Source organism: Bifidobacterium longum subsp. infantis ATCC 15697 = JCM 1222 = DSM 20088 (assembly GCF_000269965.1).
Taxonomy (GTDB): Bacteria; Actinomycetota; Actinomycetes; order Actinomycetales; family Bifidobacteriaceae; genus Bifidobacterium; species Bifidobacterium infantis.
Map to the genome: position 1 here is coordinate 657,228 of NC_017219.1, position 24,260 is coordinate 681,487.

The following is a 24,260-nucleotide window of genomic DNA, read 5'->3' on the forward strand; positions in this document are numbered from 1 at the left end:
GAATCGGATGGGCCGGATTGCCCACGGCCACGGTGGTGGATTCAGCATTGATTTCGCTTATTGAACACTCCTGTAATTTCGCGAAAGAGCATGGATGGACTCATTGTATCTACGGTCTGTGCGTGTGGGGCGAATCGGAAAACGGCAGTACGGCAAACGAGCGATGATGAACTATGCAAGTCGGGGCGCAATGGTGCAATGGTAGATTGTGAATACACAGGCGAACGGAGGTGGCGTGAGCGTGGAGGGCGGAACAACGCTGAAGGTCACGGATGAATCGCTGGCACAGGCGGCGCGTGTCATCCGGGATGGTGGATTGGTCGTCATTCCAACGGATACGGTATATGGAGTGGCGTGCGATCCGCGTAATAAGGCCGCTATCGACCGTATCTACCGGCTCAAGCGTCGCCCGCGCTATAAGGCGTTGCAGGTACTGCTCGCATCCACCGACCAGCTTGATGAGCTCAGTCTAGACCTGCCGTCTCCACTGAATCGTTTGTCGGCGGCGTTCCTGCCCGGCGCGTTCTCGCCGATTGCCGTAGCCCGGCCCGACTGCACGTTGGAGACTTTGGCCGACACCGCCGATGGTCGCCCCGGCACGCAGGGCATCCGCATCCCCAATTCGGCGCTGTGCCTCGCGATTCTCAAGGCCACTGGTCCGCTGGCCGCGTCCAGCGCCAACCGTTCCGGCGACGAAAGCGCACAGACCGTCCAGGAGGCGGTTGATGCGTTCGGCAGCGAAGTCGACCTGTATCTGGACGGCGGTCCCACCCAAGGCCATGTCTCCAGCACCGTCGTCAAAGCCGATCCGTATGCGCGCGACGGCATCGAGATCCTGCGTGAAGGCGTCATCGCCCAAAACGTGATTCGCAAGGCCCTCCACCTCAACGGCGGGGGACTTGGCGCATGAGAATCTACTTACTGATTGCCGCCATCGCCGGTGGCGTCACCTGGCTGGTGACTCCGCTGATTCGCCACGTCGCCATCGAAATCGGTGCGGTTGGCGAGGTGCGTGCCCGAGACGTGCACACCATTCCCACGCCGCGCATGGGCGGCCTTGGCATGCTTATCGGTTTTGCCGTGGCTACCGTGTTCGCCAGTCGGCTGCCTTTTCTCTCGGGATTGTTCAACGGCAATCATCAGATGTGGGTGATTCTTGCCGGCGGCATCATGATCAGTCTGCTAGGCATGGCCGATGACCTGTGGGATCTCGATTGGATGCTGAAACTTGCCGGTCAGCTGCTGATTTCCGTATTCGTGGCCTGGGGCGGATTGCAGATCATCTCACTGCCTTTGGGCGATTCGCTGATTACCGCCTCGCCGAGTCTGTCCATGGCGATCACCGCATTCCTGATCGTCGCCTCGATCAACGCGGTCAATTTCGTTGATGGCCTCGATGGTCTGGCGGCCGGTATCGTGGCGATTGGTGGCATAGCGTTCGCCGCCTATTCGTATATCATCGCCCGGTCTTCCCCGAGTTATGCTTCGTTGGCCACGCTGATCGACGTGATGATGGTGGGTATCTGCGTGGGCTTCCTGCTGCATAATTGGCATCCCGCCAAACTGTTCATGGGCGATTCCGGTTCGATGCTGCTTGGCTATCTCATCACCTGCGCTTCGATTGTGATGACCGGACGTCTTGACCCGGCCTCGATTCATGCCAGCATCTATCTGCCGGTGTTCATACCAATTCTGCTGCCGGTTCTGGTGTTATTCCTGCCTGTGCTCGACATGTGTCTGGCGATTGTGCGGCGTTTGGCCAAAGGCCAGTCGCCCATGCATCCGGACCGTATGCACCTGCACCATCGCATGCTGAAGATCGGGCATTCGGTGCGTGGCGCCGTGCTGATCCTGTGGGGATGGGCCGCGCTGATCGCATTCGGTTCGCTGACGATTCTGTTCTTCGAAGCGCAGCATGTGGCCGTGGGCATGGCCATCGCCGTGGTGGTGCTCACCATAGCCACGATGTACCCCTATCTGCGGCATCGTATTCCCGAGATCCAAGCCGAGAACCTGACGCTCGAATCCGCGCGAAAGAACGCGCAGTATTCAGTCTCTAAATCGCAGTCTGCAGTAGGGGGGAGCCGGGATTCGATTGGCTCTCAGGCAGCGGATTCGATGACTGATTCGCCTGCGGATTCGCGGGACTCGCAGGTGGGTGAGGTGCAGGACCCGGCAGCGGATAAGTGAGCGCTCACAAGCGTGTGTCGTGAAGGTCAGCGCATTTTCATATAGTGTTTACATGGCTACAAACCTTGATGAATTGAACGCCCAGTCGGCGTATGCTCCCCTTCCCCCGATTTTCGCCAAGCTCGGCCTTGCCTATGATGATGTGTTGCTGCTGCCGAACGAGACGGATGTCATTCCTTCCGAAGTGGACACCAGCACTCATCTGACCCGCGAGATCGTGATGAAGGCCCCGGTCCTCTCCGCTGCCATGGATACTGTGACCGAGTCCGAGATGGCCATCGCCATGGCCCGTAACGGCGGCATCGGCGTGCTGCACCGCAACCTGTCCATCGACGACCAGGCCGCTCAGGTCGACGTGGTCAAGCGTTCCGAGTCCGGTATGATCACCGACCCGCTGACCGTCAGCCCCGAGGTCACGCTGGCCGATCTCGACAAGCTGTGCGGCAAGTTCCACATCTCCGGTCTGCCGGTTGTGGACAAGGACAACAAGCTCGTCGGCATCATCACCAACCGTGACATGCGCTTCATCGCCTCCGATGATTACGACACCCTGAAGGTCAAGGATGTCATGACCAAGGAGAACCTGGTCACTGGTCCGTCCAACATCTCCAAGGATGACGCCCACCGTCTGCTCGCCCAGCACAAGGTCGAGAAGCTGCCGCTGGTCGATGACGAAGGCCGCCTGACCGGTCTGATCACCGTCAAGGACTTCGTCAAGACCGAGCAGTACCCGGACGCCACCAAGGATGAGCAGGGCCGTCTGCGCGTGGCCGCCGGTGTCGGCTTCCTCGGCGACGCCTGGCAGCGTGCCTCCGCTCTGATGGAGGCCGGCGTGGACGTGCTCGTGGTCGACACCGCCAACGGTGAGGCCCGTCTGGCGCTCGACATGATTTCCCGCCTGAAGCACGACTCCGCCTTCGATGGCGTGCAGATCATCGGCGGCAACGTGGGCACCCGTTCCGGCGCCCAGGCCATGATTGAGGCTGGCGCGGACGCCGTCAAGGTCGGTATCGGCCCCGGCTCCATCTGCACCACCCGTATCGTTGCCGGTGTCGGTGTCCCGCAGCTCACCGCCGTGTACGAGGCCGCTCAGGCCTGCCGTGCTGCGGGCATCCCCTGCATCGCCGACGGTGGCATCCACTATTCCGGTGACATCGCCAAGGCCCTCGTGGCTGGCGCCTCCTCCGTGATGCTCGGCGGCGCGCTCGCCGGCTGTGAGGAAGCCCCGGGCGAGAAGGTGCTCCTGCACGGCAAGCAGTACAAGCTGTACCGTGGCATGGGCTCCCTCGGTGCCATGGCCCCGCGCGGCAAGAAGTCCTACTCCAAGGACCGCTACTTCCAGGCCGACGTGACCTCCAGCGACAAGGTCGTGCCGGAAGGCGTGGAAGGCGAAGTGCCGTATCGCGGCCCGCTGAACGCCGTGCTCTACCAGATGCTCGGTGGCCTGCACCAGTCCATGTTCTACATCGGCGCCCACAACATCGCCGAGATGCCGGAGCGTGGCAAGTTCATCCGCATCACCGATGCCGGTCTGCGCGAATCGCACCCGCACGATATCGTGATGACCGCCGAAGCCCCGAACTACTCCGGCTTCCACAACAACTGATCGGTTGATGCCCGCTAGCTTGCGCTAGTTAGGGGTTGATTCCTTGTGAAAAGGGTCTGCTTATGCAGGCCCTTTTCGCGTATGTGGCTCGAGATAGCTTGTATGCGATGGGGTATAGTCTGAACTGTTCTTGTAATAACGGGTGACATGACGAAAAGAGGCTTACCATGGTCGACAGCCATGATGCAGAAACTTACAGCGCAAAGGATTCGCGCCTGATTTGGATTGACTGCGAAATGACGGGCTTGGATATCTTCGGCGGTGACGAACTGGTCGAAGTGTCCGTAGTGCCCACTGATTTCGATTTGAATGTGCTGGATGAAGGTGTGGATTTCGTTATCAAGCCGAGTCAGAAGGCTGTGGACCATATGAACGACTTCGTGCGCAACATGCACACCCGTTCTGGTTTGATCAACGAATGGGGGCATGGACTGAGCCTCGAAGAAGCTGAGCAGAAGGTCACCGATTATGTGCTGCGCTTCACTCCGGAAGGCGTGCGCCCGCTGCTCGCCGGCAACACCATCGGCTCCGACAAGAAGTTCCTCGACCACTACATGCCGGACCTCATGAGCCACCTGCATTACCGCAGCGTGGATGTGAGCACCCTGAAGGAGCTCGCCCGCCGCTGGTACCCGGCCGTCTACGAGAACCGTCCGCCAAAGAACGGCGGCCACCGCGCCCTCGCCGACATCATCGAATCGCTTGACGAGCTGCGTTACTACCGTAAGGCCTTCATGGCCCCGGTCCCCGGGCCGGACGATGCCGCCTCCAAGGCCATCGCCGCCGACATCGTCTCGACCAGCATCCTCAATAAGTAGTCCGCCGTACTTGGCTCCCCTCCCTGAGGGGAGTCTAGAGAGGTTGATATGCGCCAAACCGAAGCCTTGGCCGTTCTGAACGCCGGCGCGAACGTGTTCCTGACCGGTGCGCCCGGTGCCGGTAAGACCTATGTCTTGAACGAGTTCATCCGCCAGGCTCGGGCCGACGGCGCCAGTGTGGCAGTCACCGCGTCCACAGGCATCGCCTCCACGCATATCAACGGCCAAACCATCCATTCGTGGAGTGGCGTCGGCGTGGCCACCGCCCTGAGCCCGAGTCTGCTCAAACTCATCAAATCCCGGCGCAAACGCAAGATTCAGGCTACGGACATCCTCGTCATCGACGAGGTTTCCATGCTGCACGCATGGCTGTTCGACATGGTCGACCAAGTCTGCCGCGAAGTGCGTCGCGACCCACGCCCGTTCGGAGGCATCCAGGTCGTGCTGTCCGGCGACTTCTTCCAACTGCCGCCGGTTTCGGTGTCCGGGCGCAACCGCGACCTCATCGCCCCCACCCCCGAATTCATCGCCAGCCGCGAACGGTATGCCCGTGCCGGGCTTAACCCGGAAGGTTTCATCACCGAATCATTGGTATGGCCTGAACTTAACCCGGTAATCTGCTATCTGACCGAACAGCACCGTCAGGACACCGGCGAACTGCTGACCGTGCTCACCGACATTCGCGAAGGCGACGTGACCCAGTCCGACCGTGACGTGCTCGTCACCCGTCTGGGCAAACTGCCCGAGCCCGGCCAGGTCGCCGTCCACCTATTCCCGGTGAACCGGCAGGCCGACAATCTCAACGACATGCGCCTGAACCAGATCATGCTTGAGCCGCACGAGTTCCACGCCGAAACCGCGGGTCCCGCCAATCTGGTCGACCGGCTCAAGAAGAACATGCTGGCCCCCGAGCGACTGGTACTCAAGGAGGGCGCGGCTGTCATGGCCCTGCGCAACGACACCGATCGCCAGTACGTCAACGGCTCGCTCGGCACCGTGCGCGGCTTCGCGCAGGAGAACAAGGGCGGCTGGCCGATCGTGGAATTCGAAAACGGCAACATCGTCACCATGAAACAGGCCACATGGGAAATGATGGACGGCGACACCGTGCTCGCCTCCGTCTCTCAAGTGCCACTGCGTTGCGCGTGGGGCATTACCATCCACAAATCGCAAGGCATGACGCTCGACCGTGCGGTTATGGACCTGAAGCGCACCTTCGCGCCGGGCATGGGATATGTGGCGCTGTCACGAGTCGAATCGCTGGGTGGACTGTATTTGGCTGGCGTCAACGAACGCATGTTCCTCGTCTCGCCCGATGCCGTGGTGCTCGACGGCGACCTGCGCGAAGCCTCGGCCTCGGCCTCCGACCAGTTGGCCGATGAAGGTGCAACCGCGTTCAAACCTGCTGAGCCGGACGAATTTGGTGCCAATCCCGATGATGACTTCGCCCAGGACGCGTTATTTTGACGGTCGATATATCGAGCGACCGCTAATTTGAGTGTTTCTGCACTTCGAGGGGCGGATTTTGAGTTTTCGGGACATCTACTTCCGTTTCAAGGGGCTGATGTCCAAGTAGACAACGCTTAAAAACGGCGGAATGACGTTGGTATGAAGCCGTTTCTATGTGCGATTGAGCGGATGACCAGCCCCTCGAAACGCAAGTAGATGTCTCCAAGGGGCGGAATCGGCCCCTTGAAGCCGAAGAAGACACTGCGAACTTGTCTTCATTGAGGAACTGAACGGCTACCATGGAATAAGCGGTGGTAGTTATGGTGCTATCCGAGATATTTCGTGGAAACAATGAGGTTCGCGAGGCCGCCCGGGCCGGTGTGCAAATCGATACGGTTAGTGTGGCTAGTGCGTCAGATGCAGCAAGCGCGGCAGGCGGCAGCGGCAAAATCACTGGCGCAATACGTCCGTCAGCGGTGGCTGGTTCGTTCTACCCCGCTGACCGCACAGCGCTCAAGCAACTCATTACTCATCAATTGGGTTACAGTCGAGAGGTTCTGCAACAGTTGGAGCCCACGCTTCCAGCGGGAGTGCCAAAGGCTGTAATCGTGCCGCATGCCGGTTATGTGTATTCCGGCACGGCGGCCCTTGCCTATGCTTTGCTCGAACGAGGGCGGGGAAGCGTGACTCGTGCGGTAATTGTGGGGCCGACTCACCGTGTGGCCGTGTGAGGCGTTGCTTGCTCTACCGCAGCGGCGTTTGAAACGCCGCTGGGCACGGTGCCGGTAGATGTTGTTGCTGAGCGTAAAGCTTTAGGCTTGGAATCGGCTTCCGATGAGCCGCTTCGTTCCGGTACACATGCTCGTCCGGGGGCACCGGCTCCCGCAATGATCGTCAATGACCCCACACATACGCAGGAGCATGCCGTGGAAGTACAAATTCCGTTCCTGCAAACCGTGCTCGGCCCAGACCTCACTATTGTGCCGTTGAACGCGGGCGACGCCACGCCACAAGAGATGGGCGATGTGTTGCGTGCTTTGTGGGGCGGACCGGAAACCGTCATCGTGATTAGTTCGGATCTCTCGCACTATCATCCGCACGAAGTCGCCCGCGCGATTTAGCGCAGATCGCCAATACGCGCGGCGATCGTCCTCATCGATTTGAGGCTCGCCTCATAGCGCGCGGCTGCCACAATCAGAATGATGCCGCCCAAAGCAAGCCACACCCACCAGTAGTGGCGGGAGAATTCGGCCCGCCATGGCCACAGCACAGTCACCGTGCTGACGATAAGAATCACTGTGCCGTAGATCAACGGTGCTTGCAGCAAACGCACACCCACAATCAGCGCGGCCGCTCCGGACAGGCCGGCGATAAGATCCACCGGGGCATACGGTTGCGGGTTGGTCCATGCGAGGCCGAGAAGTATTACACCGGCAAGGATGGTGGCGTATGTCTCAATAACCTGTGATGCGGTCAGCCGTCCCGACGAACGTCCGAATCGCTCTTGCGCGACTGATGGCTGGTTCGGCTGCGTCATCGTGCCCTCCTACCCTTCTAGCCGTCATTGTTGCGCGAGTGAGTCCGAATACCAAGATGAAGACCGGAATAGTGCGAATAGCAGGCGGGCTTGTCGGTTCACGCGAATATCTTGGAACACATGACTTCCAATACCCTTCGTATGTCAACCATGTTCCTGCGCACCCTGCGCGAGGACCCCGCTGATGCCGATGTCGATTCGGCCAAGCTGCTGCAGCGCGCCGGCTATATTCGCAAGGCCGCACCCGGTATCTGGACCTGGCTGCCGCTCGGTCTGCGCGTGCTGAACAAGATCGAGGCCATCATCCGCGAGGAGATCAACGGCATCGGTGCCCAGGAAGTACACTTCCCGGCCCTGCTGCCGCGCGAACCCTACGAGGCCACCCATCGCTGGGAGGAGTACGGCGATAACATCTTCCGTTTGAAGGATCGCCACGAGGCCGATTACCTGCTGGCTCCCACCCACGAGGAGATGTTCACCCTTCTGGTCAAGGACATGTACTCCTCTTACAAGGACCTGCCCGTAACCCTGTACCAGATCCAGACCAAGTACCGCGACGAGTTCCGCCCGCGCGCCGGCCTGATCCGTGGCCGCGAATTCATCATGAAGGACGCCTACTCCTTCACCATTGATGAAGAAGGCATGCGCAAGGCCTACTATGACGAGCGCGGCGCTTACGAGCGCATCTTCCAGCGTCTCGACCTGAAGTACGTACCTGTGTTCGCCATGTCCGGCCCGATGGGTGGCTCCGCATCCGAGGAGTTCCTGGCTCCGATGCCGATCGGCGAAGATACCTTCGCGCTGGCGCCTTCCGGCAAGGCATGGAATGTTGAGGCCCTGAGCACTCCGGAGCTACCGGAAATCGATGCTTCCGCCACTCCCGCCGCTTCCAAGGAAGCCACCCCGGATGCCAAGACCATCGATAACATGATCGAGCGTGCCAACGCCGACCACCCGCGTACTGATGGCCGTGAATGGCAGGCTTCCGACATCCTCAAGAACGTGGTGATCACCGTCAAGCACCCTGAGGATGAAGAGCATGACGAGCCGTGGCGTGAAGTGATTGTCGTCGGCGTGCCCGGCGACCGTACGGTGGATATGAAGCGACTGGAAGCCCAGTTCGCTCCCGCCGAGCTTGAGGAGGCCACTGAAGAAGACCTGAAGCAGCACCCCGAACTGGTGCCAGGCTACATCGGACCGATGGTGCTTGGCCCGCAGGCCGAGGCTGCTGGCGTGAAGAACCCGGTTCGCTACCTGGTCGACGCGCACGTGGTCAAGGGTTCCGCTTGGTTCACTGGTGCCGATGAGAACGAGGTCGACTACTACAACCTGGTGTACGGCCGTGACTTCAAGGCCGACGGCGTGGTGGAAGCCGTTGAGGTTCGCCACGGCGACATGAGCCCGGACGGTTCCGGTCCGTTGAGCTTCGAGCGTGGTGTGGAAATCGGCCAGGTGTTCCAGCTGGGTCTCAAGTACTCCAAGGCACTGGACCTGAAGGTGCTCGACCAGAACGGCAAGGCCGTGCCGGTGTGGATGGGCTGCTATGGCATCGGTGTTTCCCGCGTGCTGGCCTGCATCGCCGAAACACACCACGACGAAGCCGGCTTGGCTTGGCCGTCCGTGATTGCCCCGGCTGCCGTGCACGTGGTGGCCACCGGTAAGGACGCCGTGGCGTTTGAAGGTGCCGAGAAGCTGGTCTCCGAGCTTGAGGCCAAGGGCCTTGAGGTTATTTACGATGACCGCAAGAAGGTGTCTCCGGGCGTCAAGTTCAAGGATGCCGAGCTGATCGGCGTGCCGCTGGTCGCCGTGGTCGGCCGCGATTACGTCAACGACGGCACCATCGAACTGCGCGACCGCAACGGCGAAAACAAGGTCGCCGTGCCCGCCGCCGAAGCCGCCGACGCGCTCGCCGAGCGCTTCGCCGCCCTCAGCTGAGTCCCACTTACTCAGCCTCGGCGTTAATCGCATCAAGCGCCATTCTGCTCAGTCGCAGAATGGCGCTTTGTTGTGGATAACCGAAATTTATCCACATTCTTAAAATTTCAACTGCGTCACAGTATCCACATTTGCCAGTTGCCCTTGTGCGCTTCAAATGCCATGCCTCACAGTGGAGGTACCGCTGGGGCGTGCAAGCCGGCAATGAAGCCGGAGACAGGCTCCGGCGGTCCACATCCAAACAACAGGCCAGCAGGCCGAGGAAAGGACCGATCATGGCAAATCAACAAGCAGCAGTGACCGTCACCGGCTTTGTGGCCGGTGATCCGACACTAGGCGGAACTGAGAGTTTCCGCGTGTTGACATTCCGTATGGGCAGCACGCGCAGTCGACTCAACCCGACTACCAGACAATGGGAGGATTACGGAACCGCATGGGTGGGCGTCAAAGCGTTCCGTGCTTTGGCCGTGAACGCCGCCAGTTCGGTTCGCCGCGGTGACCGCATCATTGTGGTCGGCTCACTCATCACCGAGCAGTGGACCAATGAGCAAGGCGAACCGCGCAGTAGAACCGTTCTCGAAGCCACCAACATTGGGCATGACCTGACCTTCGGCACCACGTCGCTGATCAAGCCACAGCGTGCCGGTAATGGGAACGGAGGCAATGGTGGCAACGGTAACGGCAATGCCAACGGTGCCGCCGAAGGCATGGATGGCGGAAACGGGCAACGAGCATCGTCACCGCACATGAGGCCAACGCAATATAGTGTGGACGGTGCCGCATCCGGTGTGGGTATGGACCCGTATGCGACCTCGTCGGAATCTGGCCCCGTCGAATTTGGGGTCACCTCCGATTCCGGCCAATCGCCGTCGCCATCAACCGAGTCAGCGGCTGCGTCCATGGCCGATGCCGTCATGTCGCAACCGGACGCTGGTGCTAATCAGCCACAGTCCGCAGCCCAACAAACCTACGTCGACGGTTTCGCCGAATCTTCCGATCCCAGCGAATCCGAATTCTGAGTGCCAACCATACATCATGAAAAACCGCTGTGTTCGCCTGTAATCGAGGCAAGCACAGCGGTTTTCTCTTACATAACGGGGATTACCAAATGCTCACACGGTCCTTGGGCGCGAGCCACATGGCGTCGCCTTCGGTCACGCCAAAGGCATCGTAGAAGAGGTCCACGTTGCTGGCGATGCCGTTGGTGCGGAATTCGGCTGGAGAATGCGGGTCGATCTGCAGGTACTGTTCGGCCAGCTCGTCGCGGTTCTTGGTGCGCCAGATGGAGGCGTAGCTCAGGAAGAAGCGCTGCAGGCCGGTGAATCCGTCCATTTCGGGGGCGGTATCGAGCAGTGCCTTGATGGCGGCGGGGGAGCCGTCTTCTTCGGCGTCGGGCTTACCTGCCGCCTTGCCGAGCGCGAATGCATACGCCTTGAGCGCGATGTTCACGCCGCCCAAATCGCCGATGTTCTCGCCGATGGTCAGCGCGCCGTTCACGTGCGGCGCCTTATCAGACTCGTCAGCGTACTTCTCTGCCAGCTGCAGCGGCACAAAGCTGTTGTACTGGGCGATCAATGCGCCGGTGCGGGCCTCGAAGTTCTTGCGATCCTCGTCGGTCCACCAGTTGTTGAGCTTGCCGTCGCCGTCATACTGCGAACCCTGATCGTCGAAGCCATGGCCGATCTCGTGTCCGATCACTGCGCCGATACCGCCATAATTCGCCGCATCCTCGGCCTTCGGGTCGAAGAACGGGGGCTGCAGAATCGCGGCCGGGAACACGATGACGTTCATGCTCGGCTCGTAGTAGGCGTTCACCGTCTGCGGATTCATCAGCCATTCGTCCTTGTCGACCGCTTTGCCGACCTTGGCCAGCTGGTAGCCGGTCTCGTACAGGTTCGCGGCCTTGGCGTTCTCGGCGGGCAGCGCATCCGCGGAGACACTCAGTGCCGAGTAATCGCGCCAGTGGTTGGTGTAGCCGATCTTCGGCGTGAACTTGGAGATCTTCTCCAGAGCCTTGGCCTTGGTGTCTTCGCCCAGCCAATCGGAATTGGCGATGGACACGCGGTAGGCGTCAATCAGATTGGCGACCAGCTCTTCCATGCGGCGTTTCGAGCTTTCGGGGAAGTGCAGGCGCGCATACTCGCGGCCCACATCTTCACCGCAGACGCCGTTGACCAGGCTCACCGCGCGCTTCCAACGATCGCGCTGCTTCTTGGCACCGGAGAGCACCTTGCCGTAGAAGTCAAAGTTGGTGGTGTCGAAGTCGCGAGACAGGGAGGAGGCGAAGCCCAGAATCATGTGAACACGGGCCCACAGCTTAAGGTCGGCCAGATCGGCCTCGGCCCAGAACGCATCAAGACCAGTGAGGAAGCTCGGCTCGTGCACAATGATGCGCGCGAACACAGACTTGAAATCGATCGACTGAGCCTTGGCAGCCTCGGTGGCGTCATAGGCGGTCTGCCAGGCGTCGATCCAGGAAGCGAGATCGAAGTTCTTCAGCGTGGCAGCCAAATCGGCGTAATCGGTGGGGTTGTAGGTCTTCACCGAATCGCGCGTGGCCACATTGTCCCAATGATTGGCGGCGATCTTGGTTTCCACGGCAAGGAAGTGTCGGGCCATATCAAGTGCGGCTTCGCTGGGAACCGTGGTGGGAGCATTGCTCTCGTCATCGCCGGTGTTGGCCGGCAGTTCATCGCCACCGTTGGATTCGGCGGCGGGCGCGTACCCGGCGTTCACCAGCTGGGTGGCGACCATCGCCACGTATGCTTCGCGCACGGGGACGTAGTGGTCCTCACGATAGTAGGCTTCGTCCGGCAGACAAAGGCCGGCCTGCTCAAGGTGGGCGATATTGCGGTCCGGGTCGCCGGGGTCGCCGTAAACGGCCAAGCCGAACAGGTCGGGGCCGCCGGCTGGGTTGATGGTGCCGAGCACGCGCGTGAGAGCGGCCTTGTCGATGGCGGAATCGATGAGGTCAAGCTCATCGCGGATCGGGTCAAGGCCGGCGGCCTCGATGGCGTCGGTGTTCAGGAACGAATGATACAGAGCCTGCGATTTGGTGGCCGGGCAGTCGTCGGCGTCGAGGATGTCGCGCACTTGGTTTTCGGCGTCTTCGGCGAGCTTGTCGAAGGAGCCGTAGCGCGAACGATCGTCGGGTAGGCGGTAGGTGTCGATCCATGGACCATTCACGTAGCGGAACAGGTCATTGGTCGGCTTGATGACGGAGGAGAACGATGCCGGGTCGATGCCCGACGTCAGCGTTTCGGTTTCGTTGGTCATGGCCCTAAGCCTAATCGCGGCGGGGGAGAAGCGTTGGTGATGCAGATATTGCGTTATGGGTATTGCGCTGTCAGTGAACTAGACGGATTGCCTAACTGTAGTGATGGTTCAAATTAGGTAACTTGCCTAACATGGTATGTGGAATCTGAATATGGACCTTGAGTTAAGGAGTTACGATGAGCAATCCAAACGAGGGTCAGTGGAATGGCCAGACGGGCCAGCCCAACCAGAGCCAGCCGAGCCAGCCGAATCCGGCGGGCCAACCGGGCCAACCGCAGTATGGCGCGTATGACAGCAATCATGGCGGCCAATATCCTCCGCAAGGTGCGCCGGGAGCGCAAGACACTCAGAATCAGCAGGCGCAGAACGGCCAGCCACAAGGCGGACCGAACCAGAACCCGTACTACGGCCCGTACGCCTACAATCCGAACTATGGCCCGAACGGCCAGCCAGCATGGGGTCCGGACGGTCGGCGGTATCAGGCGGACGGCCAATCGAATAGCCAAGCGGACGGGCAGCCGAATGGTTCATGGGGCGATCAAAGTCAACCCGGCTGGCAGCAGACCAACTGGTATGTCGGCAATTTCAGTCCATTCCACCTGATCGAGGAATGGCTGCCGGAAAAGGCCAAGACCAAGATTCGCATCATTTACGGCGTGGTGGGCGTGGCTGCCATCGCCTTGGGCGCTGCGCTGTTGTTGGTGCCGAACAAGACGCTGGCTTTGGCCGCATTGTTGCTCGGCGTGTATTTCGTGATTTCCGGCGTGGTGCGCATCGTCAGCGCTCTCGTGGAGCCGGGTCTGCCGGGCGGCTGGCGTGTGCTGGACGTGTTCGTCGGCATTCTGCTGACCTTCGGAGGCGTCGTAGTCGTACGAAACTACGGTATGACCGGTCAGACCTTGGCATTACTCATCACCCTGATGGTCGGTTTCGGTTGGATTATGGAAGGCGTGATGGCTCTAGTCGAATCATGGCGCATCCCGCGCTCCGGCTGGGCCATCGCCTATGCCATCATCTCGATTATCGCCGGCTTCGTGGTGCTGATGAGCCCGCTGAGCTCCGCCGTATTCATGATTATCTTCGGCGGATGTGCCATGGTGGTGATGGGGATTACTTCGGTGATTCGCGCGTTCACTTTCGGCAAGCGTCGCAAGTAATCTCGCGCTCCAGACAATCAATCTCCGGACAATCAATCCAAAGCGCCCGTGCAGGTTATGTATCTGCCGGGCGCTTTTTCTCGGCCTTGGCCGTTGATAGGCTACTAGCGGACCCTAGGCAGACCACGGGTGATGCTCTGGCGGTTGACCCCGGGCTGGGCTAGAGTTGAGAACAAGTCTCAACAAGGTAGAAAGAACCTCATGATCGAATTGAAGACCCCTCGTGAAATCGAGGAGATGAAGCCCGCCGGCCGTTTCGTCGGCGGCATTCTGAAGGAACTGCAGGAGACCACCAAGGTGGGCACCAATCTGCTCGAAATCGACGAGTTCGTCCACAAGAAGATCGTGGACCGCAAGGGCGCCGAATCCTGCTATGTTGACTACGCTCCTGACTTCGGCACCGGCCCGTTCGCCCACTACATCTGCACCTCCGTCAACGACGCCGTGCTGCACGGTGTGCCGTACGATTACAGCCTGAAGGACGGCGACCTCGTCTCCCTCGATCTCGCCATCTCCGTGGATGGCTGGGTGGCCGATTCCGCCGTCAGCTTCGTGGTCGGCAAAGACCCGGACCCCGAAGACCTGCGCATCATCAAGTGCACTGAGGAAGCGCTCGCCGCCGCCATCGACGTGGCCAAGCCCGGCAACCGTCTCGGCGACATCTCCAACACCATTGGCGACATCGCGCGCGAATACGGCTACCCGATCAACCTCGAGTTCGGCGGTCACGGCGTGGGCCACATCATGCACGGCGACCCGCACGTACCGAACGACGGCCGCGCCCACCACGGCTACAAGCTGCGCGAAGGCCTGGTCATCGCCATCGAACCATGGTTCCTCAAGACCACCGACGAGATCTTCCAGGATCCGAAGGACGGCTGGACCCTGCGTGCCTCCGACGGCTCGCGCGGTGCCCACTCCGAGCACACCATCGCCATCACCGAGAACGGCCCGATCATCTTCACCGATCGCACCAACCTCTGATTGGCGTTTGGCGTATGGCGGGTGCCTGATTGGCCTGTGATGGGCGATCGGCATCTCATCAACCGTCTATATGTTTGCGGTTTTCCCGCGAATTCGAGACGTAACAAGCCGAAGTGCGTTTGCTTTGATAGCATGAGCGCACTTCGGCTTTCGTGTATCGACCGGTGTCTGCCGGCGGTAACACAGAAGACATAAAGTACCGAACACTAGCGTTCGCGAACGCGTGAACGTTAATGTTTGGGGTAAGTGGTTCATGAAGAGGAAGGTGCGCGAATGGCAACGGCACAACTTGATGTCGATTCGAACAAGTTCAACCTGCCCGTGGTGAAGGCTAGTGCAGGGCCGGATGGCATCGTCGTTTCCAAGCTGCGCAATGACGGCTGGGTAACGCTCGACCCCGGATTCCTCACCACCGCACAGTGCGAATCGAAAATCACCTACATCGACGGCAAGCATTCGATCCTGCGCTACCGTGGCTACCCCATCGAGCAGTTGTGCGAGAACTCCGATTTTCTGGAAGTGGCGTGGCTGCTGCGCCACGGCGAGCTGCCGAGCAGGGCTGAGTATGAGCAGTTCTGCGCGGACATCAACCACAAGACGATGGTTGGCGAAGACTTCCGTACCTTCATGGGTTCGTTCCCGCGCTCCGCTCATCCGATGAGCGTGCTTGCCTCCGCCATCAATGCGCTGGCCACGTTCTATCCGGACACCACCGATATCTCCGACACCGACCAGCTCGATGAGGCCGCCAAGATCATCATGGCCAAGGCCCGCACGATTGTGTCGTACATCTTCCGCCGTCGTCGCGATGAGCCGATGCTGTACCCCGATTACGCGCGTGGCTATGTGGACGACTTCCTGCGCATGTGCTTCGCTGTGCCGTACGAGCCGTTCGAATCTGACCCGTTGTATGTGCATGCTTTGGGTCGTTTGTTGATTATTCATGCCGATCATGAGCAGAACTGCTCGACCTCGGTGGTGCGTATCGCCGGTTCCGCCCACGCTAACCTGTATTCGGCGGTGGCCGCTGGTGTCAATGCCCTGTCCGGACCGTTGCACGGTGGCGCGAATGAGGCCGTACTACGCCAATTGAAGGCGATTCGTGATTCCGGCAAGTCTGTGGCCGAGTTCGTGCGTGATGCCAAGGAGGATGGCCAGAAGATCTCCGGCCTTGGCCACCGCGTATACAAGTCGTATGATCCGCGTGCGGCGATTGCCAAGAAGTATCTGGAAAAGATCATGGAGCGCGAAGATACGCAGAAGCTGCCGTCTGACGAGCGCGCGCTGTTCGCTGTGGCCACCGAGCTTGAAGATATTGCGTTGAACGACGAGTATTTCGTATCGCGCAACCTGTATCCGAACGTCGACTTCTACACGGGCTTGATTTATCGGGCGATCGGCTTCGATCCGGCCATGTTCACCACGCTGTTCGCACTGGGCCGCATTCCCGGTTGGATTGCGCAGTACCGTGAGATGCTGGCCGACCCGAATACCAAGATCGGCCGCCCACGCCAGGTCTACACCGGTCCGGTCGAGCGCGATTTCGTGCCGATGGACGAGCGCTAAATGCTCTGCGTGGTCCGGTGATGCCGGTTTGTTCGATATGTGGGAGCTGATTGCTCGCTACATGATAATTTGCGTAAGAAATATTGATTCACCCGAGGGTTTGCCCCGCTGAGATTGTGTTAGCGAAGCAAACCCTCGAGTTTGTTGTGACTATGCCGCACTGAGAGGGCTTTAGCGGGGTGGTTTGTTGACTTAGTCGCGGTTTTGCTTCGCTGATATCGTCTTATCGGTGCAAAACCCAGGGTTGCTGGTGGGTTTGCCCCGCTGAGAACATGTCAGCGGGGCAAACCCTCGGTTAGTAAGAGAAAACGCCTCACTGGAATACCAAATGAGGCGTTTACATAACCGCTAGGCACCCAATATGGGCTGACTGCTTAGTTCTTATGCAGCTTTTCGTTGAGCTCGATGCCCACCTTGCGGTAGCGGGCTTCGATGCGGCCGTTCACCGAGTTGCGGATAAACAGAATGTTGTCTTTGCCGGAGAGCTCAGCACCCTTGACCACTTCCAGCGGTTCGCCAGCGGCGGCCTTGGCCTTGTCCCAGATGGTGATCTTGGTGCCGGCGGTGATGTACAGACCGGCTTCGACGGTGCAGTTATCGCCGAGGGAGATGCCGATACCGGCGTTGGCGCCGAGCAGCGAGTGCTCGCCGATGGAGTTGCGCAGCTTGCCGCCACCGGAGAGGGTGCCCATGATGGAGGCGCCGCCGCCGATATCGGAACCGTCGCCCACGACCACACCTTGCGAAACGCGGCCTTCGACCATGGAGACGCCGAGCGTGCCGGCATTGAAGTTCACGAATCCGGCGTGCATCACGGTGGTGCCGGAAGACAAGTAAGCGCCGAGGCGCACGCGGTCGGCGTCGCCGATACGCACGCCGGTGGGCACTACGTAATCGATCATGCGCGGGAACTTATCCACACCGAGCACGTTGACGGTGGTGGCAGGAGCTGCGGCAGGCAGTCCGGCCTGGGAGGCGAAAGCGAGAGCGGCTTCGGTGGAGGCGCGTTCGACGTCGGCCTTGCGCAGCGTGAAGTCTTCAACGGCGAAGGGGCCGTAGTTGGTCCACACCACATTGGCGAGTTGGGTGAAGATGCCGTCGAGGTTCAGCGTGTTCGGCTTGGCCATGCGCATGCTCATCAGATGGAGTTTCAGGTAAGCGTCCGCGGCGTTGCTGATCGGCTCGTCCAACTGGCTGACGACGAATACCGGCACGCGGCGGATGCCACGGGCGTCGGCTTCATCGTGAGCCAGAGTGCCGAAATTGTGGTTTGGACGATCGGCCTCGGCCGGTGCCTCACCGAGATTCAGTTCGGGGTACCAGACGTCCAGGGTGGTGCCGGCGGCGTCTACGCTGGCCAGACCCCATCCCCATGCGGTACGCTCTTCGCTCATAGTTGCTCCTTACATATCGTTGCGTTTGCATTGCATGTGCATCGCGGCATGTGATGGTTCCACCTTAGCGTCAAGTACGGCTAGGCGGGGGCCATAGTTCGTGGAATGGCTTGAAATCGAGTTGTTCGGTAAAAAATTACCGAACGTGATTGGTGGTGGGATGATAGGTTCTCCGGTGAAATTCGCTGGTGAACAACTCGACAAGGAGGTGTGCGATGTGATGTTGCATCATTCGGGAGCATAGGCTGTGGCCATGCGACGCCCGGCATCATAGAGTTTGCGCTTGAGCGAATCGGGCTCAAGAATCACTACGCGGCCATCCCAGGAATACTGCAATGCCCACCAGAACACAGCGCGTTCGGGAGCATCGACGATGACTTCGAACTGTGTGCCGTCCGCCGAATGTTTGATCTGAGGGTCGTCGAACCATTCGAACACGTTGTTGAGCATGGATTCGTCTCGTACGGCCATGCGGATGCGAATCGGGGCATCGGCTACGGGATACGGGCGGTGACGCATGAAGTTCACTGCATCAAAATCAGCCGGCGCTGGTTTTTCCAGTGGCACTGTGCCGTTCCTGCCTTTGGCGCTGACGTTGGCGATTCGGTTGACCACGAAAATGCGGAGATTATCCTCGCCATGTAGATGGCAGATGAGGTAATACCGTCCGTTCTTGTACACCATCTGGTAAGGGTCGGCGGTGTAGGTAATTCGACCTGCGCCCGTACGGCTTTTATGCGGTATCAGGGTGCCGTCCGGGCCGTAATCACGGTATTGGAAGGTTACGCCGTGGCCTTCTTCAATGGCCTGATTCAGTTGGTCGATGGTGGATAGGAACTCGCCGTTGATATGCGTGTAGGTGGCCACGTGCTCAAGGTAACCTACTGCTTGCCCAGCGGCACCTGCGAGTTCGCGGATTTTACCGATGAGATCGTCCATGGTGTCGAGGCTGATGCGAGACAAGGTGAGGCTGTCGAGTAGCAGTCGCATTTCGGCGGTGGATAGGAATGCGTCAAGATACCAGCCGGGTTGTGGATTCTTGCATTCGATGCCGGCAAGGTCGCTTTCGGTGAGATGCCCGATATGCCTGCCGAGGAATTCCGTGGCGGTAAGCTTTTTGAGCTGATTTCGTATGGTTTTCTCGGTCGGCAGCTCGCTTGGATCTTCCAGCTGGTGTTTACGGGCAAGTTCATCGAGTATTTGCCGCACGGTCAGGCCATGTCCAAAGTAGCTGTGACGCCACAGCACCTCGAAGATTTCGAGCGTGGTGTTCCCTGCATAGGATTTGCGTTGCGCCGGCTTGTCTGCATCCATGCATTAAGGCTACCGCGCGCTTCGTCTAGGATGGAAGTGTTGGGCTGAAATGCATTCGCTGGAAAGGAGGCTCGCCCATGAGTAAAGGGTATGGTGTATTTGGCCATGTTCCCGATAATGCGGATGACGATGACCTCCTGCCTTATGAGGATGATGATTCCGGCGTTTCCTGGGGCCATGCGTTGCGCCGTCGCAATCCTTGGAAAAGGGGAGGCGACGAAGGTGCCGATTACGACGATGATCGGTATGGCGCAGATGACACAGATGACACAGATGACACTAATGAGGACAGGAGTCTCTTTGCCGGCAAGAGCAGCGGTATAGGCGGTATCTCTGGCGAGGCAGATGGAATGCTTGGTGGCGCAGGCGCTGCCGGCAGTAGAGCCGTAACGTTTGGCGGAACGGACAGTTTGTCCGCCGCCGATGCGGTTATGCCCTATCGTTTCAGGCAAGGACGTTCCGTATGGTTCGAAGATGAGGACGAAGGCCATTTCGCCGGGGCTGCGAAGCGTGCCGAAGCCCATGCCGTCCCTATCCTTGCGTTACGCAACGATGTGGAATCGTCATCGTCGAATGCCGTGCTCGCTCGTGCCCGTAGCATTGCGCGCAAAGCGGCCACCATGGTTATCAATCCGGTATACAGCGAAAATCATCGAACCGGGTATGCCGAGCTTGACGGCATTCTACGTGGCACCACCAGCCCATCGAGTAAGTATCGTACCAGCGTGCAATTCGACCTCGACACGGGAGAAGCCGTCGGTGGCAAGTGCTCATGCCCGGCTTACGGCCGTGGCTATGGCATGTGCAAGCACATGATTGCGCTCGCCTTCATATTCTGCGATGATCCGCAGCGTTTTGAAGGGTACCGTGCCGGGGCTGTGAGGCCGTCTCGGACGCTGATTGACTATATGGAGCACGTCGATAGGCAAGATGCTCAAGCCAAAGCGCGTCGCCGCAATGCGCTCATGCGCCGATTCGATACTGCAAAAGGACGAAATGGCGCAGGTGGACGACATACGAATAGCGGGTATGGCTCTCGTGCCGGCACCCGCGGCGGCGGGTATCAGGGCGATAGCGAGACTGTGGGCTTGGGACAGGTGCAGCTTGTTCCGATATTGAGTTTCATCGATGGCGTGTGGAGCGTGGAGTTCAAGATCGGATCGACTTCCAATGGGTCCAGCTATGTACTGAAATCGATTCCGCAATTTGTGCTTACCATGGCGAACGGCGACTATACGGATTATGGGCAGAAGCTTGCCTTTACCCATACGCCGGATATGTTCGACGATGATTCGCGCCCACTGCTGGGCTTCCTTGACGACGCGATGGCCGTGCGTCGTGCGGCCGAGCAGCAGGACCGGTATTACGGGCATATCGCCATCGATCGTCACCTGACACTTTCAGCACCGGAAGTGGCCCGGTTGCTGTCCGTACGTGAGGGCAGAGGCGTACAGCTCGTGTTGAACACATGGTTCTCCGGGCAGCCTGCATCGGTGCCGGTTGATGGTGGCGAGCCAGATTTTCTCATGCGCATTGCGCGGCGTGATTTCAATACGTATGGTCCGGATGCCGGATACCTGCTTACCGGAGTGCCAGCGGTGGAAACCGTGATTGACGGCGGCAAGAATGTATGGCTGTTGCTCGCCTCCGCTAATCCGGCCGGTGTGGTATCCGCCATGATGGCGGGCTCTCAGCGTAAAAGCGCAGCAGGATGCCGATTCGTCCGTTGCCCGAAACGATTGATTCCGTTGCGGGGATTACTGGGAGACATGTTTGAACCCGATGGCGAGGGGCAGGTCATCGCCGGCGATGACATCGCCCTGTTCGCACGCACGCTATTGCCTCAGCTGGTTGGCGCCGGATTGTTGGAGGCCAGTGAGATTCCTCGCGAGCTGGCTGAATTAAGCCCTACGGAATGCAGTCTCCAGTTTTATCTGGATCGCGATGAGCATGGTGTGCAATGTGAGGTCAAGGCACGCTACGGCGATGCCATTGTCCCGTTGCTACCCGATGGCCCGACGGTGCATGCTAGGGATGAGCGTTCCATCCCCTTGTCTCGGGGCGTGATTGGGCGTGATTTCGACGCTGAGCATCTTGCGATCGATGTAGTACGTGAATTCTTTACCATGCCTGACCAGCGCAAGCGCGTTGCGGCCGCCACTCATCAGACGGTGAATGGGTTCCGAACGCCGGCCGCGCGAAAGACCGCCAAACAATTCGTGCCTGATGCGGCCACTATCGATCGCGATGACACCACGCAGATTGTTCGTCTTTTTGACGAGGGATTGCCCGCACTGAAGGAAGTAGGGGAGGTCTTCACCACACCGGCTTTTGACCGGCTGATCGCGCCCAAGCCGCCAAGCGTCAAAGTCGGATTGTCCATCAAAGGCAATTTGGTGGAGATATCACCCCTCGCTGATGAAGTACCGCCGGACGAAGTGGGTGCCTTGCTGTCTTCGTATCGTCGGCGTCAACGATTCCATCAGTTGAAGGACGGCACGCTGGTCAAACTCAGCGGCGCGAATCTCAGCACGTTGGACCGATTGGCCAGCGACCTTGATCTGAGCGAGCAGCAGCTCAACTCCGGGCTGATCGAGTTGCCGGGCGGTCGAGCATTCCTACTGGATGGTGAGCTGCCGGATGACGGCTCCGATGTAGTCAAGGACGCTTCGTTCACCGAATACATCGACGATCTCAAGATCATCGACCCTAAGTCGTATGAAGTGCCGGATAGTCTCAAGCATATTCTGCGCCCTTATCAGGTCGAAGGCTTCCAATGGCTGAACACGTTGTGCGACAAGGGTTTTGGCGGCATTTTGGCCGACGAGATGGGTTTAGGCAAATCCGTGCAGCTTATCGCCCTGTTGCTGTCGCGATACCACAACGAATCTAGTGGCATGCCGACCGCTCAAGGCATGGATGCCGGTAATGCTGGTAATAGTGAATCAGCCGTAACCGGTCATATTACTTTCGATTCCGAAGATGGCGGGTCGCATCCATCATTGATCGTGTGCCCGGCGTCCTTGGTGTACAACTGGGGTGCCGAATTCGCCAAGTTCGCCCCGAGCTTCAACGCCGTGGTGGTGGCCGGTACCAAAGCCGAGCGCCGCACCGCCATCGGCCGCGCGTTCCGGGCGGATGAACCCACCGTGCTCATCACCTCATACGACCTGCTGCGCCGGGATGTCGATGATTACACCGCCAATGAGCAACGTTTCAATGTCATGGCATTGGATGAAGCCCAGTACATCAAGAATCACACCACGAAGATAGCCAAAGCGGTCAAGGCCGTGGCCGCCGACCATCGTTTCGCCTTGACCGGCACGCCGATCGAGAACCGACTCTCCGAACTGTGGAGCATCTTCGACTTCCTGATGCCGGGACTATTGGGCTCATACAAGCGATTCCATGAGCGCTACGAGTTGCCCATCTCCAACGCCCGGGCTGCGGATGGCAGCACGGCCGAAGGTCGGGCCGCCGCACAGGTCAATCCTGAGGCCGCCCGGGTGTCTCGCCAATTGCAGTCGTTGGTGGGCGTGTTCATCAAGCGCAGGTTGAAGTCCCAAGTGCTGACCGATTTGCCGGACAAGTTGGAGACCACGCTGACCGTGCAGCTTGCCGGCGAACAGCGCAAACTGTATGCGGCTCACGAGCAGCGGCTCAGAATGCAGCTCGAACACAGCGAAGAAGCCGATTTCAACACGTCGAAGATTCGCATCCTCGCCGAGCTGACCAAGTTGCGCCAGATCTGCTGCGATCCAAGGCTGCTGTACGCCGATGCCAAGGATCAGTCAGCCAAGCTCGCCGCCATCACCGAACTGGTGGAAACCTGCGTGAATGAAGGCAAGAAGGCACTGATCTTCTCCCAGTTCACCAGCTTCCTTGATCTGATCGCCGAACGCTTCGACGCGCAAGGACTACGCTACTACACCATCACCGGATCCACGCCTAAAAAGAAGCGTCTCGAACTCGTCGACCAGTTCAATGCGGACGATACGCCCGCCTTCCTGATTTCATTGAAGGCCGGCAACACCGGACTGAACCTGACCGGTGCCAGCGTGGTCATCCACGCCGATCCATGGTGGAACGCTGCCGCGCAGGATCAGGCCACCGACCGAGCACATCGTATCGGCCAGACCGAAGACGTCAACGTGTATCAGGTGGTGGCCAAGGACACCATCGAAGAACGCATCTTGGAGCTTCAGCATACCAAGAGCGAGCTCGCCCGCCAGTTCACCGATGCTTCCTTGCTTGCCGACGAAGCCGGCACCGGCGCCAGCGCCCTCACCGAAGCTCCCGCCTCCATCGCCACCCTCACCAAGGACGATCTCCTCAATCTGCTGGGATGAGAAGATCCTGCTCGGTGCTCTTGAGCTTGGGAGGCGGAAACAGTCTGGGCTTTGTGGACCCGTTCGCTAAGCCGAGACCGGAGTCGATAGCGGTGTGGCATGGTGCGTGCGTGGGGAGCGTGATTCAGTTGTTGGCTGAGGCGATTCGGACGCTGTCGTTTTGTGCTTTGTTTTGCCGTTGACCAATTGAAATGCTCGTTGGTAGGAGACCCCCAATAAAGCTCCGATTTGTCGATACGTGAGTCCCTCGTTGCGTAGGGCCCGTGCGGCGAGTCGGGATTCGGCAGCCGCTTGTGCGTTGGCTTTTTTTGCTATTTCGCGCTGCCGGAACATTTCTGTTACGTGTTGTTTGGCTTGTTTCGGCAACACAAACGTCACCTTGAGCTCCGGATTGTCGTCGTCGTTCATGACAGTGATGAGATCTTTAGCCATTGGCTCGATATCGTCAAGTCCTTTGGCCTGGGTCGACCGTTCGATAGCTGGTACCTGAACGTACCAATATCGGCCATCGGGTTGCACAAGCACGTCATAGTTGCTCATTGCCACCACCCCTTTCCGAGTTTCTGCTCGCTCTCGTTGATGATATCCAGCGTGGTTCGTTCTGAGACTTCATTATGGCGGGGGATGGGTATCCTCAACCCGTCCAGGCAGTAAACCTCATGTCTGCTGCCTTGCCGTAACAAAT

At 59.3% G+C, this 24,260-nt stretch carries 17 protein-coding genes and 1 pseudogene; 12 read left to right on the forward strand and 6 right to left on the reverse strand.

Going from position 1 to position 24,260, the window contains the following annotated elements:
• Positions 1–235 precede the first annotated feature (235 nt).
• The 6 genes and pseudogenes from BLIJ_RS02960 to amrB all read left to right on the forward strand — a co-directional run bounded on the left by BLIJ_RS02960 (position 236) and on the right by amrB (position 7,184).
• Positions 236–910: an L-threonylcarbamoyladenylate synthase gene (locus BLIJ_RS02960; protein ID WP_014484639.1), complete on the forward strand. Its 675-nt coding sequence runs from the start codon at positions 236–238 to the stop codon at positions 908–910.
• On the forward strand, positions 907–2,190 hold the full coding sequence (locus BLIJ_RS02965) for a glycosyltransferase family 4 protein (RefSeq protein ID WP_012576986.1): 1,284 nt from the start codon (positions 907–909) through the stop codon (positions 2,188–2,190). The genes BLIJ_RS02960 and BLIJ_RS02965 overlap by 4 nt, the downstream gene beginning before the upstream one ends.
• A gap of 52 nt (positions 2,191–2,242) precedes the next feature.
• Positions 2,243–3,796: an IMP dehydrogenase gene (gene guaB / locus BLIJ_RS02970; protein ID WP_012576987.1), complete on the forward strand. Its 1,554-nt coding sequence runs from the start codon at positions 2,243–2,245 to the stop codon at positions 3,794–3,796.
• A 167-nt stretch (positions 3,797–3,963) separates the two neighbouring features.
• Positions 3,964–4,614 carry an oligoribonuclease gene (gene orn, locus BLIJ_RS02975; protein WP_012576988.1) on the forward strand — a complete coding sequence of 217 codons (651 nt, stop codon included), beginning with the start codon at positions 3,964–3,966 and terminating at the stop codon, positions 4,612–4,614.
• Positions 4,615–4,662: 48 nt separating this feature from the next.
• On the forward strand, positions 4,663–6,081 hold the full coding sequence (locus tag BLIJ_RS02980) for a DEAD/DEAH box helicase (RefSeq protein ID WP_012576989.1): 1,419 nt from the start codon (positions 4,663–4,665) through the stop codon (positions 6,079–6,081).
• 302 nt (positions 6,082–6,383) lie between these two features.
• Positions 6,384–7,184, forward strand: a pseudogene (gene amrB / locus BLIJ_RS14920) (AmmeMemoRadiSam system protein B).
• On the opposite strand, the gene BLIJ_RS02995 reads toward amrB, so the two are convergent.
• Positions 7,181–7,600, reverse strand: coding sequence for an SCO7613 C-terminal domain-containing membrane protein (locus BLIJ_RS02995; protein WP_012576990.1), 420 nt, complete (start codon positions 7,598–7,600; stop codon positions 7,181–7,183). The pseudogene amrB and the gene BLIJ_RS02995 sit on opposite strands and share 4 nt — an antisense overlap.
• A 120-nt stretch (positions 7,601–7,720) precedes the next feature.
• On the opposite strand from BLIJ_RS02995, the gene BLIJ_RS03005 reads away from it, so the two are divergent.
• Together BLIJ_RS03005 and BLIJ_RS03010 are read left to right on the forward strand one after the other, a co-directional pair.
• Positions 7,721–9,535: a proline--tRNA ligase gene (locus tag BLIJ_RS03005; protein WP_012576991.1), complete on the forward strand. Its 1,815-nt coding sequence runs from the start codon at positions 7,721–7,723 to the stop codon at positions 9,533–9,535.
• Positions 9,536–9,810: 275 nt separating this feature from the next.
• Complete coding sequence (locus tag BLIJ_RS03010; protein ID WP_012576992.1) at positions 9,811–10,554, forward strand: single-stranded DNA-binding protein; 744 nt, start codon at positions 9,811–9,813, stop codon at positions 10,552–10,554.
• Positions 10,555–10,636: 82 nt separating this feature from the next.
• On the opposite strand, the gene BLIJ_RS03015 is transcribed toward BLIJ_RS03010, so the two are convergent.
• Positions 10,637–12,811, reverse strand: a complete 2,175-nt coding sequence (locus tag BLIJ_RS03015; RefSeq protein ID WP_012576993.1) for a M13 family metallopeptidase — start codon at positions 12,809–12,811, stop codon at positions 10,637–10,639.
• 176 nt (positions 12,812–12,987) lie between these two features.
• Between BLIJ_RS03015 and BLIJ_RS03020 the strand changes: the two genes are divergently transcribed.
• The 3 genes from BLIJ_RS03020 to BLIJ_RS03030 all read left to right on the forward strand — a co-directional run bounded on the left by BLIJ_RS03020 (position 12,988) and on the right by BLIJ_RS03030 (position 16,518).
• Positions 12,988–13,968 carry an HdeD family acid-resistance protein gene (locus BLIJ_RS03020; protein WP_012576994.1) on the forward strand — a complete coding sequence of 327 codons (981 nt, stop codon included), beginning with the start codon at positions 12,988–12,990 and terminating at the stop codon, positions 13,966–13,968.
• Positions 13,969–14,169: 201 nt separating this feature from the next.
• Positions 14,170–14,952, forward strand: coding sequence for a type I methionyl aminopeptidase (gene map, locus BLIJ_RS03025; protein WP_012576995.1), 783 nt, complete (start codon positions 14,170–14,172; stop codon positions 14,950–14,952).
• Positions 14,953–15,225: 273 nt separating this feature from the next.
• A complete protein-coding gene (locus BLIJ_RS03030) occupies positions 15,226–16,518 on the forward strand; it encodes a citrate synthase (protein WP_012576996.1) in 1,293 nt (430 codons plus the stop codon).
• A 374-nt stretch (positions 16,519–16,892) separates the two neighbouring features.
• Here BLIJ_RS03030 and dapD read toward each other — a convergent pair whose 3' ends face one another.
• The 3 genes from dapD to BLIJ_RS14925 form a co-directional block, all read right to left on the reverse strand.
• A complete protein-coding gene (gene dapD, locus BLIJ_RS03035; RefSeq protein ID WP_012576997.1) occupies positions 16,893–17,912 on the reverse strand; it encodes a 2,3,4,5-tetrahydropyridine-2,6-dicarboxylate N-succinyltransferase in 1,020 nt (339 codons plus the stop codon).
• A gap of 228 nt (positions 17,913–18,140) precedes the next feature.
• Positions 18,141–19,226 carry a WYL domain-containing protein gene (locus BLIJ_RS03040; protein WP_012576998.1) on the reverse strand — a complete coding sequence of 362 codons (1,086 nt, stop codon included), beginning with the start codon at positions 19,224–19,226 and terminating at the stop codon, positions 18,141–18,143.
• Positions 19,124–19,750 carry a hypothetical protein gene (locus BLIJ_RS14925; protein ID WP_231837888.1) on the reverse strand — a complete coding sequence of 209 codons (627 nt, stop codon included), beginning with the start codon at positions 19,748–19,750 and terminating at the stop codon, positions 19,124–19,126. Before BLIJ_RS14925 ends, BLIJ_RS03040 begins: the two co-directional genes overlap by 103 nt.
• Between BLIJ_RS14925 and BLIJ_RS03045 the strand changes: the two genes are divergently transcribed.
• Positions 19,658–23,575, forward strand: a complete 3,918-nt coding sequence (locus BLIJ_RS03045) for a DEAD/DEAH box helicase (protein WP_231837877.1) — start codon at positions 19,658–19,660, stop codon at positions 23,573–23,575. The two genes, BLIJ_RS14925 and BLIJ_RS03045, sit on opposite strands and share 93 nt — an antisense overlap.
• A gap of 66 nt (positions 23,576–23,641) precedes the next feature.
• On the opposite strand, the gene BLIJ_RS03050 is transcribed toward BLIJ_RS03045, so the two are convergent.
• Complete coding sequence (locus tag BLIJ_RS03050) at positions 23,642–24,115, reverse strand: hypothetical protein (RefSeq protein ID WP_013141194.1); 474 nt, start codon at positions 24,113–24,115, stop codon at positions 23,642–23,644.
• Positions 24,116–24,260 lie beyond the last annotated feature (145 nt).